Raw genomic sequence first — 17,959 nt, forward strand, 5'->3', positions numbered from 1 at the left:
CAAAAACCCATCGTATAGATGGGTTTCTTGTTTTAACTCTTTTTTAGCGATAACCAAAAACGAAATCTCTAACCAATTCCAAGACTTGACTAATATCTTCTTGAGAATTATAATTATGAATGCAAAAACGAAGACGTTCCTGACCCTCAGGAACAATCGGAGAAAAAATAGACTGAACATCGAACCCTTTATCCTGAAGTTGCTGCACCAGTTTTTTAAGTTTTTCATTTCCTGGAACAATCGCAGAATGTATTGAAGATTTACTATGAACAAACATTGGTTTTAATCCCAACAGATTTTTCTGCTGATTGAAAAATACGACATTCTGACGAAGCTTTTCAATGGCCTCTTTTTCCATTTCTAATTGCTGATATGCCGTAAAAATTATTGCTACATCATAAGGAGGCAAAGCAGTTGTATACACAAAACTTGGAGCAAAATTGATTAGATAATCTTTAAGTTCAACACTTCCTAAAACTGCCGATCCTTGGCAACCTAAAGCCTTTCCAAAAGTTACAATTCTCGCAAAAATTTTGTCATGCAATTGTAAATACTGAGCCAGTCCTTCTCCTTTTTCTCCAAAAACACCTAAAGCGTGAGCTTCATCAACAATCAAATAACAATTGTATTTTCCTGACAGCTGTATCAATTCTTCTAAATTAGGACTATCACCGTCCATAGAGAAAACAGTTTCAGTAACGATGTAAATTGTAGAATCTGAAAATTTAAGAATATACTTTTCTAAATCTTCAAAATCGTTATGGATAAAATGATGCGATTTAGCACTAGACATCGCAATTCCATGTTTTATAGAAGCATGACACAATTCATCATACAAAACAATATCATTTTCCTGCGGTACAGCGCTAAAAAACCCCAAATTGGCATTGTATCCCGAATTGAAAATTAAAGCCGATTCTGCCTCATGAAATTGCGCTATAAAACTTTCTGCAATTTGATAAAGAGCATGATTCCCTGTAGTCAATCTCGAACCTGTAGCACCATTTTGAAAAAACTCATTTTCTAACAGATAAGCATGCGCATGCTTATAAATACTTTCAGATTTAGAAAATCCAATGTAATCACTTGAAGAAAAATCAATCAGATTATTAAACGCAGGTAATTTCCTAAACAGATTGTTCTGTTTAAGAGTCTCTATTTTTCGATTAAGTTCTTCAGGAAACTTCATAAAAACAAAGTTAGACAATTCCTATTAGAATAAAATAAACAGCGGATTCTAAAGAACCCGCTGTTTTTCTAAATTTAAATAGCGCTAATAAAAGGCGACTGTCTAACATAATGTGACTCCAACATTTCTTTTACCAGAAACTTCGAAATATCAAATGCTGTAATGGTATCTCCTAAACAATCTTCAAGACTTACAGAGATTTCATGACTATCATGAGAAAACACAATTAATGGAACACGAACCTGCGTCCAATCAACCTTACTGTCCATTAAAAGATCAAACGTAAATTGGCGATCTTTCTGGATCTCAGGAAAATTAGTTTTCATCCAGTCGGTTGCCATCAATGTTTTCGGGCCTTTTTTATCGAATGGAGTATCTATATTCAGCCCAGCAAGAAGAACATACCTCCCAATTCCATTTGAATTCATGGCATTTAGAACATTCTCTGTTGCTTGACTCGCCACCATTGGTTCCCCTGGCCTCTGACCAATAGTACTAATTACAGCCTGACAATCTTTGAGTAATAGCTTTATAGATTCTTCATTAATCGCATCGCCTTTAATGATTTCTAACTTTGGATTTTGAATGGCATAATTGTCTGGATTTCTTAATAGAAGTTTTACACTAAACCCATTTTCTAATAACTGGTTTACAAGATATTTTCCTGTTCTTCCGCCACCGCCAAGAACAGCAACTTTTGATATATTTTTCATATATATTCTTTATAAAATTTGACATAAAAAGTTATGCTCCACCATTAGATGAAACAAAGAGCAAAGGCATCCTGAGCCTTTACAGTTGATCAATATTTTATAAAGAGATTTTGATGGTTCAAAAATAATAAAATAAAAAAAGCCAGACAATACTATCTGACTTTCAATTCATTATACCTTTTCCTTTTCTACCCATTTAAAATTTCCTTTTTCGGTAGCATCAAGTAAATCAATATTAAGCTTATTGGAAAGATTAAGAGAAAATTGAAACGCTGATTCTTTATCTTCAAAACTGTACATTTTGTAATGCTTATTTTTAACATACCAAAGATTTGTCCCAAACTCACCATATCTATCTTCAAAAAAAGAAACATATTCAAATTCGGTTACTTTCAATTTCACATCGTATGAAAATGGACCAATAATATATCTTGAAATTAAAGTATTGGTCTGCAAATTTATTAGCATGTTTTTAGTTGCAGAAAATTTAAATCCGTAAACTAAACAGTATGTACCAAACACAAGAAATGTTGCAAACGCTCTGATCGCTATCTTAACCGAAACTTCAATAAATGCAAAATAGACAAACAAAACAATCATATAAATAAAAGCTCCAAAAAACACTGAAGCCAATAACAGCTCATACCAAGCTCTTTTTCCAGTAAAAATAGAAATTTCGTTTTCTCTCATAAATCAAAAATAAAAAAAGCCAGACAATACTGTCTGGCTTTTCAGTTTATTTTTGAAATTGTTTTAGTCAACTAATACAATTATCTTATTGTTTTTCATTTCGATTGTTCCTGACTTAATCTCTAAAGTATAAGTTTGATCATTAACTCTCGTAAACTTATCAGCAGCCTCTTTAGAAAAACTGAAGCTTGGAGCTGCAATTTTAATTGTTCCTTCTTCTAAAATAGAAACAATTGGGGCGTGATGATTTAAAATCTGAAAACTACCATTAACTCCTGGTAAAGTAACAGATGTTACCTCTCCTGAAAATAATTTCGCTTCTGGTGATACTATTTCTAAAATCATTTTTTTTGAGTTATGAGTTATAAGTTATGAGTTATAAGTGAGCAGAAACTCATAATTTATAACTCATAATTCATAATTTATATTACGCTTCAGCTAACATTTTCTCTCCAGCTTCGATTGCATCTTGAATAGAACCTTTCAAGTTGAAAGCAGCCTCTGGAAGGTGATCTAACTCACCATCGATGATCATGTTGAAACCTTTGATAGTATCTTTAATATCAACTAATACTCCTGGAATACCTGTAAATTGCTCTGCTACGTGGAATGGCTGAGACAAGAAACGTTGTACACGACGTGCTCTAGATACTGCAAGTTTATCATCTTCTGATAACTCTTCCATACCTAAGATAGCGATGATATCCTGTAATTGTTTGTATTTTTGAAGAATCTCTTTTACTCTTTGTGCACAGTTGTAGTGCTCATCTCCTAAGATGTGTGGAGTTAAGATTCTAGAAGTAGAATCTAACGGATCTACCGCAGGATAGATACCCAACTCAGCAATTTTACGAGACAATACAGTTGTAGCATCTAAGTGCGCGAAAGTTGTAGCCGGCGCAGGGTCAGTTAAGTCATCCGCAGGAACGTAAACCGCTTGTACAGATGTAATAGATCCTTTGTTTGTAGATGTAATACGCTCTTGCATAGCACCCATCTCTGTTGCCAAAGTTGGTTGGTAACCTACTGCAGATGGCATACGTCCTAAAAGTGCCGATACCTCAGAACCTGCTTGAGTAAAACGGAAGATATTATCAACGAAGAACAATACATCTTTTCCTTGGTCAGATCCAGCTCCATCACGGAAATACTCAGCGATAGATAATCCTGAAAGTGCCACACGTGCACGAGCTCCAGGTGGCTCATTCATTTGTCCGAAAACGAAAGTAGCTTTAGACTCTCTCATTCCTGGCATATCTACTTTAGATAAATCCCATCCTCCATTTTCCATAGAGTGCATGAAATCATCACCGTATTTAATAATTCCTGACTCTAACATCTCACGAAGTAAGTCATTTCCTTCACGTGTTCTTTCACCTACTCCAGCGAATACAGAAAGTCCACCGTGACCTTTTGCGATATTGTTGATCAACTCCTGAATCAATACTGTTTTACCAACACCAGCACCACCAAACAATCCAATTTTACCTCCTTTTGCGTAAGGCTCGATCAAATCGATTACTTTAATACCTGTGAATAAAACTTCAGATGAAGTTGACAAATCTTCAAATTTTGGTGCAGGTCTGTGAATTGGCAGACCATTTTCTCCAGTTTTTGGCAAATCACCTAAACCGTCAATTGCATCTCCAACAACATTAAATAAACGTCCATATACGTCTGGACCGATTGGCATTTGGATTGGATTTCCAGTTCCAACTACTTCATATCCTCTGCTTAAACCATCTGTTGAATCCATAGAAATGGTACGAACAGTGTTTTCACCAATATGAGATTGTACTTCTAGAACTAAAATAGTTCCGTCTTTTTTAGTGACTTCTAGTGAATCATAAATTTTTGGAAGTTCAACATCTTTACCGTTGAAAACTACGTCTACTACTGGTCCAATGATTTGAGCAACTTTTCCTATTACTTTTGACATTACTTATGTATTTATTAAATAGCTATTTAGGTTTATCGAAAATACCTCTTTTTTCAGAGCGCAAAGATAATTTTTTAAAATATAAAATCAATTTTTTTTTCATAAAAAATAGCATCATTTTGTTTGATTCATAAAACTTACCCAAAAAACAACAAAAACAGCATTTTTTTAATAAAAGAAAAAAGCCGCTTCATTAAATATAAATGAGCGGCTTTTTGAAATTGAAAATAGTTATATGATTATAATTTTGAAGGAAATAAAACTGGATAATTACCAATATCTACCCCTTTTAAATTTGAACCATATTTAGCATTTATAGCTTGAATAAATTTATTAGCAATAAAAGCGTATCCTCTTGGCGAAGGATGAACCCCATCTAAAGAAAACATACCTCCTGTAACAAATGTCGCTTTCAATGTAAAATTATTCATTGTAATACCACTTGACTTATTTAAATCGTCCATAATTGCTTTTGCATCAACAATTGCCAAACCATTTGCCTCTGCAGCCGCATTGATCACTGTATTATAAGCATTAGTCGCTACTTCTATTTCTGCCACTTCAGAAGGAAGCAAAACATATCTGTCAGGCAAAGGAAAAGTAACCCCTAATTGAGATAATGAAGGAGAAGGAGAAGCAACTCCGTCAAGTGCAACACTTGGAACCTTTCCGATTCTTGAAGAAGCTCCTAAAACAATTAAGTCTGTTGGAAGCGCTTGTCTAGCTCGTCCAAAAATTTGCCCCATTACTGTAGCAGTAGTAGCATCTAACCCTCCACCCATCAAAACAGCTTTCAAATTTGCCGAAAGATCTGGCAACGTTTCATCTACAATCAACAGAGGATTCTTTCCTGTTGTAGACAAAAGTTTAATTCTGCTTCCCTGCCCCAGAAAAGCAAGAGCATTACTCAAAGGCCCATACAATTGGGCATTTAAAGTATTAACCAGACTAACTCCATTAGAACTTAAATTAGCCTGCGTTAACTGATTATATGCTATCACATGAAAATGAGGAAGAGTTGTAATATTTGGAAGATTCGCAATAACTCCTTTTCTGCCGCCAGCAACCAATTGAGCAACCAAACCTTTATAAGCCGCCTCAAAAGTTGCAGGAGGCGTTAAAGGATTCACCGTTGGATCTCCTCCAGCAGTTGCATAACCTAGTTCATCATTTCCTCCAATCCATAAAGAAAAGAAAGTCGGATTCTGACTTAAAGCATCTGCCAAAACTGTAGTTGTAGCGCTCGATGCAAAGCGAGCAAAATAAGGATTTGCTGTTCCAGCCGCGACACCTGCCGCACTACCATAACCAGGAGCTAACAAATGAAAACTTTTAGCACCCGGAACTCCTAAATTATTAAAAGTCCCAGATAAATGTGCCGTAACTTCTGTTGTTGGCACTCCCTCAATAGGATCTACTGTCGATTCTGGATGGGTTGGCGTTACAGTCGTATTAAAATACAAACGCTGACCAGCAATAACATGTCCGCCTAACAACAAACCTCCTATATTATCATTTGCAAAAGGCGTTTTAAAATCGCCTCCTCCTACTAAAGCAAATTGCTGTGCCAAAATATTAGGATAAGCTCCTTCCTGACCCTTAATAAACAAAGCATTGTCACTAAATCCCGCAGCAAAAGAATCTCCTAAAGCAACATATTTAGAAAAATCAGCACTTCCAGCAGTCAAAGCTTTACCATCAGACGACTCTACCACCGGAGCTACATCGTCATCACTATTACAAGCCATAAAGGTTAACGAAACCAATAAAAGCCACTTGAATTTTTGTACCATAATTTATATTTTTTATAATTACCTGCTTCCAAATTTGACATTCAGAAACATAAATAATGAATTTGACTAAGAGTTAACAATCAATTATGGATTAATAGTCCAAGAAGCAAAATACTGCTGCCCGATTAACCCAGCTCCAATTACCTGATAGTATTCTTTACCGCCAATATTAGCCGCACCTAATTTTACTACCGATTTCAATTTTGGAATTCCATAATTAATCTGAGCATCAATTACCGTCGCAGATTTAATTATACCATCAGCAAAACCAGCCTGCCATAAATATTCACTATTCCATCTTCCGCTAACATTAAATCCAAAATTCTTAAACAACTTATCATTTCCAATTGACATTTTTACTCTATGTTTTGGTGTATTAAAGCCAGGCTCAAAACTTGGATCTTTTGCTTGATCAAAATCAAACTGAGCATAGTTATAATTTACTCCTAGCTCAAAGTCAGAAATAATTTTTCTAGAAAGCCCAACTCCAAATCCTAACGAATTTATTTCTACGTCTGAATTTGTATACAATTGATATGTTCTATATTCACCATTCTGAAGCGCTCTAATTGACTGAACGCCTGGATCAGAAGTTCCTGCAGCAATATTAGGATTATCCTGCGCAGTCCCGTAGAAAGGAGAAACTACATTTAAATTACCAATAAAGTCGTTGTAAATATTATAGTATCCATTAATATCAATTGATGTCCCTTCAAAAACAGAACGATACCCTAACTCAAAAGCTTTTACTTGTTCAGGCTTTACGTAATTAGCTCTAGATTTTTTTAATAGAGCCGCCGCCGCAACCGGATCACTTCCCGCCATTGCAGAAAATGCAGTAACAGAACTTGCTATGTATGAGTTTCCATAAGCATCATTACCATTCATCACTTTTGTAGGGCTTCCTGTATATAACTGACCTTCTGCACTAAGATTAAAAGTTTCATTAAATCTTGTTAAGTTATCAGGAGCAGAACCAAGCAACACTGCATTTCCAATATTAAATCCTATATATTGATCTTGAGTTGTAGGGTTTCTAAAACCTGTTTGGAAAGATCCTCTGAAATTGTGATTTCTTTTTTCTCCAGCCGAATACACAAGAGACAAACGTGGAGAATAATTACCATCGAAATTTTTAGACTTATCATAACGAAGAGATCCTGTAAACTTCAATCTATCATCTAAAAATTTCTTCATTAATTGTGCATACGCACCATATTCATTATAATTTATCTGACTATCAGCATCGGTATAGATTCTTCCGTGAGAGTTTAACTCATATGCTCTAAAAGAACCTCCAACCTGAATTTCGGCAAATTTTATTATGTCTCTGAAATTATAATTTGCATCTGAGTGATACATTTTCGAATTATCAACCAATCTTGACCCAGTTAAAACATCTGGATCACTTATAACTTGATTAAATGCATTTTTAAACTCTGTCGACCCAGGTAAAAAACGACCTGTATCAGCAGTAGATCTTGCAGCCGCATGAGCCTGCTCTGGTGTCATACCTGCTAAAGTCCCTTGAATAAATGCTCCTGCGTATTGGCCAAACCAAGTATTATCATCTTTCCATTTTCTGTTTATATTGATACCTGTAAAAATCATATCATAAGATTGACCTCCATCTTCTCCAGTCATATATCCTCTCACAAAAAAGTTTTTCCCTTTAAACTCTAACTTATGCTGCTGCATAAAAAAGTTATTCAAGTAATATCTGTTAGCACCTTGATAAACTGCATTTCCTGTACCAAATTTACTCTGCCAGATAATCTCTAATCTTTCATCTCCAAAAGGTCTTCCATGCAAAGAAAAATCAATCTTTGTATTTGCCGCTTTATTATCTGTTAAATCAATTTCATTATAACCTGTTCTACTAACCATAGAATTCGGCAAAAGATTAGATGCGCCTACCGGAATCAACCCCATTGCTTCTAATTTCTGACCAACACCTTTAATATTTGTAGCAGCCTCATCTCCATAAACGTTTATCCCATCATAACTTGGATTTGCTCTATCAATACCACCTCTTGTTTTATCATCATAATTTGTAGCATACCAATCTGTAGCCTGCATATAAGTAAAGTTTGCTTTGGCCGCAAAATATTTATTAAATGCATGCGCGAATCGAATACCAAAATCATAAAAACTATTTGTACCTGCTGCTTCTTGTGAAGTCGCACCATATTTAAAGTAAGTCGAAATACCTTGATTCGTAAACGGACTTTTACTAGTCATAAACAAAATTCCATTAAAAGCGTTAGCTCCGTACAATGCAGACGATGCCCCTGGAAGTAATTCCACACTTTGAACATCGATTTCTGAAACTCCAATCATGTTCCCTAAAACAAAATTCAATAACGGAGAAGCATTATCCATTCCATCTACCAACTGCATAAAACGAGTATTTGCAACCGTAGCAAACCCTCTAGTGTTGATCGACTTGAACGACATACTGCTCGTATTCATCTGCACCTCCTTCATGTTTTCCAAACCATCATAAAAAGAAGGAGAAGCCGTTCTTTTAATTTCTTGAACCCCCATTCTTTCAATAGTCACCGGAGATTCTAAAACTCTTTCAGGCGTTCTTGATGCCGAAACTACAATTTCATCTAGCTTTGTTTCTTCACCTTTTAAAATCACATTTATTTTTTGATTTGCCGCTGTTACACTTACCGTTTTAGATTCAAATCCTACCGCAGAAACCTTTACAGAAAAAGGCAGTTTAGCATTGGTAGTCAATTTAAACGATCCGTCAAAATCAGTAGAAGCACCAGTGTTTTCTCCTACAACAACAACATTGGCACCAGGAACAGATTGCTTGTTACTATCTGTAACCGAACCTGTAATTGTATTCTGCGCAAAAGATATTCCGCTGAATAACAACATAATTAGCAAGTAGACTCTCATTAGGGTTAGTTTTTTTGTTAGTATATATAGCCAAAATACACAAATATTTTAATATGCATAAAAAAACGTTAAATAAAATTGATATTTATCATGATTTTGCATAATATTTTAACTATTTACTAATTCATTTTATTAAAATAAAAACAAAGAAAAACCTAAAGAAAAATCAATTTACTATGCATACATATAAATTTTTATCAAAAAATTGAAAAATTCATAAAAATACATAGGCTCAAAAAAATTTTTGACAATAAAAAAAAGCGAGACCTAAATCTCGCTTTTTTAACATATTTATATTTTAAAATAGAATCTTATTCTACCGTCACCGACTTCGCTAAGTTACGAGGCTGATCAACATTACAACCTCTCATTACAGCTATATAATAAGAAAGCAACTGCAACGGAATTGTGGTAACTAATGGCGATAAGGCATCTGAAGTTTCTGGAATTTCGATTACATAATCTGCCAATTCGCGAACTTGAGTATCTCCTTTTGTAACTACAGCAATAATTTTACCGCTTCTAGATTTAATTTCCTGAATGTTACTTACAATTTTATCGTAATGCCCTTGTTTAGGAGCAATCACAATAACCGGCATAAACTCATCAATTAAAGCGATTGGACCGTGCTTCATTTCGGCAGCTGGATAACCTTCTGCATGGATATATGAAATTTCTTTTAATTTCAATGCACCTTCTAAAGCAACTGGGAAATTATATCCTCTACCCAAATAAAGACAGTTTGGCGAATCTTTAAATGCAGCCGCAATTTCTTTTGCTTTATCACTAGTCTCTAATGCTTCAGCAACTTTCTCAGGAATAATTTCTAACTCTTGAAGATAAGTATGGAAATCTGTATTTGACAATGTTCCTTTCGCTTTTCCTAAACGTAAAGCAATCATCGTTAAAACTGTAATTTGAGTAGTAAATGCTTTTGTAGAAGCTACTCCAATTTCAGGTCCTGCATGTGTATAAGCACCCGCATGGCTTTCTCTAGAAATAGAAGACCCCACTACGTTACAAACTCCAAATACAAATGCCCCGTTTTCTTTAGCCAATTTAATAGCCGCCATAGTATCTGCCGTCTCACCAGATTGTGAAATAGCAATTACTACGTCATCTTTATTGATAATTGGATTTCTATATCTAAATTCAGAAGCATATTCTACCTCTACAGGAATACGTGTAAATTCCTCAAAGATATATTCTGCCACTAAACCTGCATGCCATGAAGTTCCGCAAGCTACGATCAGAATACGTTTTGCATTTAAGAATTTCTCTAAGTTGTCTTCAACACCAGCCATCTGAACAATTCCTTCATTTGCATGAAGCCTTCCTCTGTAAGTATCTTTAATAACACTTGGCTGCTCGTAGATTTCTTTAAGCATGAAGTGATCATACCCTCCTTTTTCAATCTGCTCCAAATTCATTTGAAGTTCTTGAATATAAGGATCCACTAAAGAGTCATCTTGGATTTTTCTAATTTTAATAGGCTTATGCAATCTGATATTTGCCATTTCGCCATCTTCTAAATAAACTGCATTAGAAGTATATTCAATAAATGGTGAAGCATCAGAAGCAACAAAATACTCCCCTTCTCCAACTCCAATTGCCAACGGACTTCCTAATCTCGCTGCAACAAGTTCGTTTGGATTTTTTTTATCAAAAACAGCAATTGCATACGCACCAACAACTTGGTTTAATGCAACTTGAACAGCTTTACCTAATTTAAGATTTTCGTTCTTTTGAACTTCTTCGATTAAATTAACTAAAACCTCAGTATCTGTATCCGATTTAAAAGTATAACCTCTTTTGATAAGCTCCTCTTTCAAAGGCGCATAATTCTCTATAATTCCGTTATGAATGATCGCTAAATCTCCAGAATTAGAAAGATGAGGATGCGAATTCACATCATTAGGAACCCCATGAGTTGCCCAGCGTGTGTGTCCAATTCCAATATTTCCGTTTGTTGTAAAACCTTCATTGGCTTTAGCTTCAAGATCAGAAACTTTACCTTTTGTTTTGCAAACTTTAATGCCCGCCTCTTCGTCATACAACATAACGCCGGCACTATCATATCCTCTGTACTCAAGACGCTTTAATCCTTTTATTACAATAGGATAGGCATCTCGGTGACCGATATATCCAACAATTCCACACATATATATTTATTAATTTGGTTTCGTGTAGTATACTTCGAGTTTCAATCTTTTATCTTCTGGAACAGAAGTTTTTCCGCCATATAAGATTGTACCCAAAGGATTCATAACTGAAGTTCTCGGCGCTGCAGAAAAATACTCAATTGGATTATCATTAATTTGAATCTTGTTCTTTAACGCATTAAATGTAAGCATTGTAGCACTTTGAGAAACAACCAGTCCTAAATCAACATTTTTAGCCGTTGCATCCTTAATCAGATTACGGATATGGCCTGTGATTCTAATTTTATAACTCTTCCCTCTTTTATCAGAACCTACAGTAATCAACCCTCCATAAGTCGAAGAAGCATCTGTAGAATAATCTAATAAAATGGTATTATTTGTCAAATCGTATAAAAATATTCTATTTGGCTCTTCTGTTCCTGCCATTTTATCAGCATCAATAGTAAATACCAGATTAGCTTCATTAACCTTCCAATTCTTAACTACAGCATTACTTCTCATTTCATCTAACTGATCTGGAACGCCATTTGCTCCAGTTACCGGCTCCCCTTTAGAATTATAACTCAACACATCAGTCGGATTAAAAAGTCTTAAAACCGCTACTGAACCCTGACCTCCTTTTAAATAAAGTTTTTCGTCTCCATCCGTTTTATTTACGTTTGTTGTAATAGCACTTGCATAATCTGGATTTCGAACATCTTCAAGAAAACTAGCAGTATTTGATGTTGTTGCGCTAGCACCCTTCAAATTCAAAACAATTGTTTTATTCTCCGTAGCATCACCATCTGTTGTAGATTCTGTTTTAGCCTTGTAATAAACGGTAATTTTACCTTCATTAAAATTTATCAAAGCCATATTGCTTGGATTAGCTCCAGACTTTTCTACATTAAAATACAAACCTCTAAAATATTCTTGAAAAAGATCCTCTGCTGAAAGTTTTGAAGCAGCGGCATTCAATATCTTATCTTGAAAAAACTGCTTATTAAGATCCAATGTCATTTGAGGTTTTTTCCTATCCGTTGTAACCACCTTAGTAGTAGGATCAGTGGTTTTGATTACAATTTCTTTAGCATCAAAAAAGAACTCATCATTTTGCAAAGTATTCTCTTTATCATTTAACCTTGTTCCAATTTTTTTATTAAAAAATTCAGTGTTTTGATCTGTATAATAAAATTGAGGCAACTGATTACCGCTATTAAAATAGCTATATCTCATCTGAATTCCAGACTCATATATACTTAATTTAAATTTCCCATTTTTATCACCGTAAATAGAATCTAACTCATAAGTACTATTCCCTTCTTTATCAGTACTGAGAACATGGCTAAAGTAAGGAATCTCTATTTTAACACTATCAATAACTGGCGATTCACCAATTGTTGGAGAATATGACGCAAGCCCGATCTGAGTTACAAAATTTGCTGTTGTAGTTCCAAAAAGCGGATTATCAAAAATACCTAAAGCATTTGTCACCATATTATTTGACTGAATAGGCGTAACTTCTTGATTAAAAGCTAAAACATCATATTTTTCAGATTCAAGTCCAAAATGGTCATCTCCAACCAAACCATCACCAATTGCATTAAAATCTTTGTCACAAGAATATAGAAAAATAGCCATTACAGCCAAAAGAGATTTCTTAAAAAAAGAAGTTTTATACATGTCTAATAATAAAATTAAAATTTAAAGTCCAAATGTTCTGTAGAAATTTGTATAAGCATCAGCAAATCCATCTTTCCCGGCGAAAGGTAAAAAAGGTTTTCCTGAAGATTCTATAAATTTTGTTAAACTTGGAGAAACATTTTCCGACGCAATAATCACCCCATCAGAATGTAAAATACTGGCTTTTAAAACATTCTCGTAATTTGGAGTTTCTAAATCTGACACAGCTTCATGAGGAACACCGTCAAATTTAACTTTATTGATCATCTCTAAATCTAAATTTTCATCAAACGACTGTCCGTAAACAGATGTAATAATTTTAGTTTCAGAAAACAATGCTTCATGTTTATAATAATGCTTCATATAAATTGGAAGCATTGCTGCAAGCCAACCATGAACATGTATAATATCTGGAACCCAGTTTAATTTTTTTACAGTCTCAACAACACCTTTTGCAAAGAAAATAGCTCTTTCGTCATTATCAGGATACAAAGCTCCTTCTTCATCTGTAAAAGTTGCTTTACGTTTGAAGTATTCATCGTTATCGATAAAATAAACCTGGATTCTTTCCTTCGGAATAGAAGCTACTTTAATAATCAACGGCATGTCTAAGTCATTCACTACCAAATTCATTCCTGAAAGCCTAATCACTTCATGCAATTGGTGTCTTCTCTCATTGATATTCCCATATCTTGGCATGAAAATTCTTATCTGACCGCCTTGATCGTTAATCATTTTCGGTACGTCATAAGACATTAAAGAAACCTCATTTTCAGCCAAATAAGGCACGACTTCAGATGATACGTATAATATCCTCTTATCTTTCATAATAGTATTTTACTTAATTTTGGTAATAAAAACGTCGCAAAATTACAAAAATTTATGCAGTTTATAACTAATATATTATGTTTGCACTAAATTTTAATAATACCTCAATGCATATTTTCTACAGTAAAGCAGCGTTGATAGCCTATCTTAAAACTATCAAAACCGCAAATTCAACTATCGGATTTGTACCGACAATGGGCGCTTTACACCAAGGACATTTGGCTTTAATGCAACGTTCGCTTAAAGAAAACAACGATACAGTTGTAAGCATTTTTGTCAATCCAACACAATTTAACAACCCAGAAGATTTAGCAAAATATCCTAGGACACTAGAAGAAGATGTTAAGAAAATGCGTACATTAAGTGATAAAATTATTTTATACGCACCTTCTGTTGAAGATATTTATGAAGGAAATACCGTTTCGCAGCCTTTTGATTTTGACGGATTAGAAAACCAGATGGAAGGAAAATTCAGACCTGGGCATTTTAATGGTGTTGGAACAATTGTTAAAAGGCTATTCGAAATCGTGACTCCAACAAATGCCTACTTTGGAGAAAAAGATTTTCAGCAGCTTCAAATTGTCAAAAAATTAGTTGAAAAAACAGAATTGCAAGTAAATATTGTTGGATGTCCAATTTTTAGAGAAGAAAATCAGCTTGCAATGAGTTCACGTAATGAACGTTTGACAGCGGAGGAAAGAAAAGATGCATCGATAATTTATAAAACTTTAACCGAAGCAAAAGAGATTTTTCAAAATCATAGCCCGCAAGAAACAATCGAATTTGTAGAAAATTCTTTCAAAGATAATAAGGAGTTCGAACTGGAGTATTTTGTTATTGCTGATGAATCAACACTTTTATCTATCGATAAGAAAGAGAATGACAAAAAATACCGAGCATTTATAGCGGTATTTGTTAATTCTATAAGACTGATTGACACCATTTCATTAAATTAATCTAACTTTGCATCATGCAAATTCAAGTTATAAAATCAAAAATTCATCGCGTTAAAGTAACGGGTGCCGATTTAAATTATATTGGCAGCATTACTATTGATGAAACTTTACTAGAGGCTTCAAATATTATTGAAGGCGAAAAAGTATCTATTGTTAACATTAATAATGGCGAACGTTTTGAAACTTACGCTATTAAAGGTGAAAAAAATTCAGGCGAAATCACTTTAAACGGTCCTGCTGCAAGAAAAGTTCAAAAAGATGATATCATCATTATCATTTCTTATGCAACCCTAGATTTTGAAGAAGCAAAAACCTTCAAACCTTGGATTATTTTCCCTAATGAAAATGACAATTCTTTAACCTAAGATTTTCTTTTTCTTACCGAATTTCCCTACTTTGTCAAAAGTCAATTTTGAACAAAAAGCTCTTCTTTGGTCTTAATCTAAAATGATTTTGACCATAAAACACTCTGCTTCAATTTTTAATCTACGTAACAAAGAAGCAAATAAAATAGTATATTGCTACACTATTTTCAATACTTTTTAATTTACTGAAATGCCACAAATCATGAAAAAAGTTTACCTACTAACACTTTTGATTTCGTTCTCGTCGTTTGCCCAAAAAACGTTCGATAACATTAAATCAGAAAAACTGGGAGAAGAGCGCAGAATTACGATCGGACTTCCTGCTTCTTATGAAGCAAACAAAGACAAAAAATACCCTGTCCTTTATTTATTGGATGGAGATTACTTATTTGATCCATTTTCTGGAGCCGTAAGTTATGGAACCTATTGGGACGATATTCCAGAAATGATCATTATCGGGATTCATCAAAACAAAAACGAAGAACGCTATGATGACACTACAATAGATCAAAACGAAGGTTTGCCATTTGAAAAAGGCGCAAAATTTTTCGAATTTATTGGAGCTGAATTAATTCCATACATTGAAAAAAAATATCGCACCTCACCTTTCAGGCTTATCGCAGGTCATGACGTGACAGCTAGTTTTGCTAATTTTTATTTGTACAAAGAGATCCCACTTTTTAATGCATACATCTGTTTAAGCCCAGAGCTTGCCCCAAAAATGGAAGTGCGCATTGCTGAGAAGTTTGCAAAAGTAAAAAGTCCAATTTTCTATTATCTTTCTGCTGGAGAAGGCGATATTAAGAAAATTAAAGAACCAATAGATAAATTAAACAGCAATATTAAAATCGCTAATAATCCGTTAGTGAATTATAAATATGATGTATTTAAAGGCGCAACACATTATACAGAAGTATTGCATTCTATACCAAGTGCATTATACCAAATTTTTGAAGTATACAGACCTATAAATTCTGCCGAATACAACGACAAAATTGCGGTTCTTCAAACAGGTTATGCAGAATATTTAGAAAAAAAATACGCTACAATGTCTGAAGTTTTGGGAGTTCAAATTCCTGTTCGAATGAGCGATTTTAAAGTAATGGAAAATCTTATTTTAAAGAGAAACGCTTACGATGAATTGGGAAAGATGGCCGAAATTGGAAATGTGAATTATCCAAAAGCTATGTTGGGAGAATATGAATTAGGCTTGATGTACGAAAAAATGGGCGATCCTAAACATGCTTCAAAAAAATACCAAAACGCATCTCAAATGGAGCCAATTGGTGATTTGAACAAAGACTTGATGTATGAGAAAATTGACGAAATGAATACACTTGCTAAAAAAAGTAAATAATGTCAAAAGTTAAAACTTCCTTTTTCTGCCAAAACTGCGGAACCCAATATGCCAAATGGCAAGGGCAATGTAACGCGTGCAAAGAATGGAATACGATTGCCGAAGAAATTATTCAGAAACAGGATAAAGTGGCTTGGAAAAGTGAACCTACTCCAACCAGCAAAGCGCCAAAGCCTTTAAAAATCAACGAAATTGATTCGACACAGGAAGTTCGAATGGACACAACCGACGGCGAATTGAATCGTGTTTTGGGTGGCGGACTTGTTCCTGGATCTTTAACGCTTTTAGGTGGAGAGCCCGGCATCGGAAAAAGTACACTTTTACTTCAAGTATCATTAAAGTTACCTTATAAAACATTATACGTTTCTGGAGAAGAAAGTCAGAAACAAATTAAAATGCGTGCAGAAAGAATTACGCCAAACAGCGACAACTGTTATATTCTTACTGAAACAAAAACTCAGAACATCTTTAAACAAATCGAAACTATTCAGCCTGAAGTAGTCATTATTGACTCCATTCAGACTTTGCATACCGATTATATCGAATCGACTGCAGGAAGTATTTCTCAAATTCGTGAAACCACTGCCGAATTAATCAAATTTGCTAAGGAAAGCAATATTCCCGTAATATTAATTGGGCACATTACCAAAGACGGAAACATCGCAGGACCAAAAATCCTAGAGCACATGGTCGATACCGTTTTGCAGTTTGAAGGGGACAGAAATCATATTTATAGAATTTTGCGTTCGCTTAAAAACCGTTTTGGTTCGACTTCAGAACTTGGTATTTACGAAATGCTCGGAAGCGGTTTACGAGAAGTTAGCAATCCTTCTGAAATCCTGATTTCACATAAAGACGAAGAACTTTCAGGAACGGCAATCGCAACTACTCTTGAAGGCATGCGTCCGTTGATGATCGAAATACAATCTTTGGTTAGCACGGCAGTTTATGGAACACCTCAAAGAAGCACAACAGGCTACAACGCCAAAAGACTAAATATGATTTTGGCTGTTTTAGAAAAAAGAGCTGGCTTCCGTTTAGGCGCAAAAGATGTTTTCCTGAATGTTACGGGAGGAATTTCTGTTGATGATCCTGCCATTGACTTAGCTGTTGTTGCCGCAATTTTATCGTCTAATGAAGATATTCCTGTTGGAAAAGGTTTCTGTTTTGCTGGCGAAGTCGGACTTTCTGGCGAAATTCGCCCTGTAAACCGTGTAGATCAGCGCATTCAAGAAGCTGAAAAATTAGGTTTCGATACTATCTTTGTTTCTAAATACAACAAAATTGCTTTAAAGAATACAGGAATTAAAATTGAACTTGTGGCAAAAATTGAAGATGTTGCAAGTATACTTTTTGGTTAATTTTTTCTTTTTGCCATGAATTGCACAAATT

General features: G+C 34.6%; 14 protein-coding genes. 4 read left to right on the plus strand and 10 right to left on the minus strand.

Features of this window, described 5'->3' with window-relative positions; translation table 11 throughout:
- Nucleotides 1-43: 43 nt before the first annotated feature.
- The 10 genes from OZP10_RS08080 to OZP10_RS08125 form a co-directional block, all read right to left on the minus strand.
- Complete coding sequence (locus OZP10_RS08080; RefSeq protein ID WP_281634219.1) at nucleotides 44-1,189, minus strand: aminotransferase class I/II-fold pyridoxal phosphate-dependent enzyme; 1,146 nt, start codon at nucleotides 1,187-1,189, stop codon at nucleotides 44-46.
- A 74-nt stretch (nucleotides 1,190-1,263) separates the two neighbouring features.
- The gene (locus tag OZP10_RS08085) at nucleotides 1,264-1,902 is read right to left on the minus strand and encodes an NAD(P)-dependent oxidoreductase (RefSeq protein ID WP_281634220.1); all 639 of its coding nucleotides are present in this window, start codon (nucleotides 1,900-1,902) and stop codon (nucleotides 1,264-1,266) included.
- Between the two features lie 171 nt (nucleotides 1,903-2,073).
- A complete protein-coding gene (locus OZP10_RS08090; protein ID WP_281634221.1) occupies nucleotides 2,074-2,592 on the minus strand; it encodes a hypothetical protein in 519 nt (172 codons plus the stop codon).
- 63 nt (nucleotides 2,593-2,655) lie between these two features.
- Nucleotides 2,656-2,937: a FoF1 ATP synthase subunit delta/epsilon gene (locus OZP10_RS08095; RefSeq protein ID WP_177211684.1), complete on the minus strand. Its 282-nt coding sequence runs from the start codon at nucleotides 2,935-2,937 to the stop codon at nucleotides 2,656-2,658.
- An 82-nt stretch (nucleotides 2,938-3,019) separates the two neighbouring features.
- Nucleotides 3,020-4,531, minus strand: a complete 1,512-nt coding sequence (atpD, locus tag OZP10_RS08100; RefSeq protein WP_177211683.1) for a F0F1 ATP synthase subunit beta — start codon at nucleotides 4,529-4,531, stop codon at nucleotides 3,020-3,022.
- 239 nt (nucleotides 4,532-4,770) lie between these two features.
- The gene (locus OZP10_RS08105; protein ID WP_281634222.1) at nucleotides 4,771-6,324 is read right to left on the minus strand and encodes an SGNH/GDSL hydrolase family protein; all 1,554 of its coding nucleotides are present in this window, start codon (nucleotides 6,322-6,324) and stop codon (nucleotides 4,771-4,773) included.
- An 84-nt stretch (nucleotides 6,325-6,408) separates the two neighbouring features.
- A complete protein-coding gene (locus OZP10_RS08110; protein ID WP_281634223.1) occupies nucleotides 6,409-9,237 on the minus strand; it encodes a TonB-dependent receptor domain-containing protein in 2,829 nt (942 codons plus the stop codon).
- A gap of 311 nt (nucleotides 9,238-9,548) precedes the next feature.
- Nucleotides 9,549-11,399, minus strand: a complete 1,851-nt coding sequence (glmS, locus tag OZP10_RS08115; protein WP_281634224.1) for a glutamine--fructose-6-phosphate transaminase (isomerizing) — start codon at nucleotides 11,397-11,399, stop codon at nucleotides 9,549-9,551.
- 9 nt (nucleotides 11,400-11,408) lie between these two features.
- A complete protein-coding gene (gene bamH / locus OZP10_RS08120; RefSeq protein ID WP_281634225.1) occupies nucleotides 11,409-13,061 on the minus strand; it encodes a BamH family beta-barrel-assembly machinery protein in 1,653 nt (550 codons plus the stop codon).
- Between the two features lie 21 nt (nucleotides 13,062-13,082).
- Nucleotides 13,083-13,889 (minus strand): glycogen/starch synthase, encoded by an 807-nt coding sequence (locus OZP10_RS08125; protein ID WP_008465476.1) that lies wholly within the window; start codon nucleotides 13,887-13,889, stop codon nucleotides 13,083-13,085.
- A 77-nt stretch (nucleotides 13,890-13,966) separates the two neighbouring features.
- Between OZP10_RS08125 and panC the strand changes: the two genes are divergently transcribed.
- From panC to radA, 4 genes are all read left to right on the plus strand, one after another.
- Nucleotides 13,967-14,845 carry a pantoate--beta-alanine ligase gene (gene panC, locus OZP10_RS08130; RefSeq protein ID WP_281634226.1) on the plus strand — a complete coding sequence of 293 codons (879 nt, stop codon included), beginning with the start codon at nucleotides 13,967-13,969 and terminating at the stop codon, nucleotides 14,843-14,845.
- Nucleotides 14,846-14,859: 14 nt separating this feature from the next.
- Nucleotides 14,860-15,210 carry an aspartate 1-decarboxylase gene (gene panD, locus OZP10_RS08135; RefSeq protein ID WP_008465481.1) on the plus strand — a complete coding sequence of 117 codons (351 nt, stop codon included), beginning with the start codon at nucleotides 14,860-14,862 and terminating at the stop codon, nucleotides 15,208-15,210.
- 202 nt (nucleotides 15,211-15,412) lie between these two features.
- Nucleotides 15,413-16,567, plus strand: coding sequence for an alpha/beta hydrolase (locus OZP10_RS08140; protein ID WP_281634227.1), 1,155 nt, complete (start codon nucleotides 15,413-15,415; stop codon nucleotides 16,565-16,567).
- Nucleotides 16,567-17,928 (plus strand): DNA repair protein RadA, encoded by a 1,362-nt coding sequence (gene radA, locus OZP10_RS08145; RefSeq protein WP_111377621.1) that lies wholly within the window; start codon nucleotides 16,567-16,569, stop codon nucleotides 17,926-17,928. Before OZP10_RS08140 ends, radA begins: the two co-directional genes overlap by 1 nt.
- Nucleotides 17,929-17,959: the final 31 nt, after the last annotated feature.

The organism is Flavobacterium luteolum (genome assembly GCF_027111275.1).
GTDB classification, from domain to species: domain Bacteria; phylum Bacteroidota; class Bacteroidia; order Flavobacteriales; family Flavobacteriaceae; genus Flavobacterium; species Flavobacterium luteolum.

What these genes read in the sequence shown, in the direction of transcription:
- OZP10_RS08080 (WP_281634219.1), bottom strand. Translation starts at nt 1,189, where the DNA reads ATGAAGTTTCCTGAAGAACTTAATCGAAAAATAGAGACTCTTAAACAG.
- OZP10_RS08085 (WP_281634220.1), bottom strand. Translation starts at nt 1,902, where the DNA reads ATGAAAAATATATCAAAAGTTGCTGTTCTTGGCGGTGGCGGAAGAACA.
- OZP10_RS08090 (WP_281634221.1), bottom strand. Translation starts at nt 2,592, where the DNA reads ATGAGAGAAAACGAAATTTCTATTTTTACTGGAAAAAGAGCTTGGTAT.
- OZP10_RS08095 (WP_177211684.1), bottom strand. Translation starts at nt 2,937, where the DNA reads ATGATTTTAGAAATAGTATCACCAGAAGCGAAATTATTTTCAGGAGAG.
- atpD (WP_177211683.1), bottom strand. Translation starts at nt 4,531, where the DNA reads ATGTCAAAAGTAATAGGAAAAGTTGCTCAAATCATTGGACCAGTAGTA.
- OZP10_RS08105 (WP_281634222.1), bottom strand. Translation starts at nt 6,324, where the DNA reads ATGGTACAAAAATTCAAGTGGCTTTTATTGGTTTCGTTAACCTTTATG.
- OZP10_RS08110 (WP_281634223.1), bottom strand. Translation starts at nt 9,237, where the DNA reads ATGAGAGTCTACTTGCTAATTATGTTGTTATTCAGCGGAATATCTTTT.
- glmS (WP_281634224.1), bottom strand. Translation starts at nt 11,399, where the DNA reads ATGTGTGGAATTGTTGGATATATCGGTCACCGAGATGCCTATCCTATT.
- bamH (WP_281634225.1), bottom strand. Translation starts at nt 13,061, where the DNA reads ATGTATAAAACTTCTTTTTTTAAGAAATCTCTTTTGGCTGTAATGGCT.
- OZP10_RS08125 (WP_008465476.1), bottom strand. Translation starts at nt 13,889, where the DNA reads ATGAAAGATAAGAGGATATTATACGTATCATCTGAAGTCGTGCCTTAT.
- panC (WP_281634226.1), top strand. Translation starts at nt 13,967, where the DNA reads ATGTTTGCACTAAATTTTAATAATACCTCAATGCATATTTTCTACAGT.
- panD (WP_008465481.1), top strand. Translation starts at nt 14,860, where the DNA reads ATGCAAATTCAAGTTATAAAATCAAAAATTCATCGCGTTAAAGTAACG.
- OZP10_RS08140 (WP_281634227.1), top strand. Translation starts at nt 15,413, where the DNA reads ATGAAAAAAGTTTACCTACTAACACTTTTGATTTCGTTCTCGTCGTTT.
- radA (WP_111377621.1), top strand. Translation starts at nt 16,567, where the DNA reads ATGTCAAAAGTTAAAACTTCCTTTTTCTGCCAAAACTGCGGAACCCAA.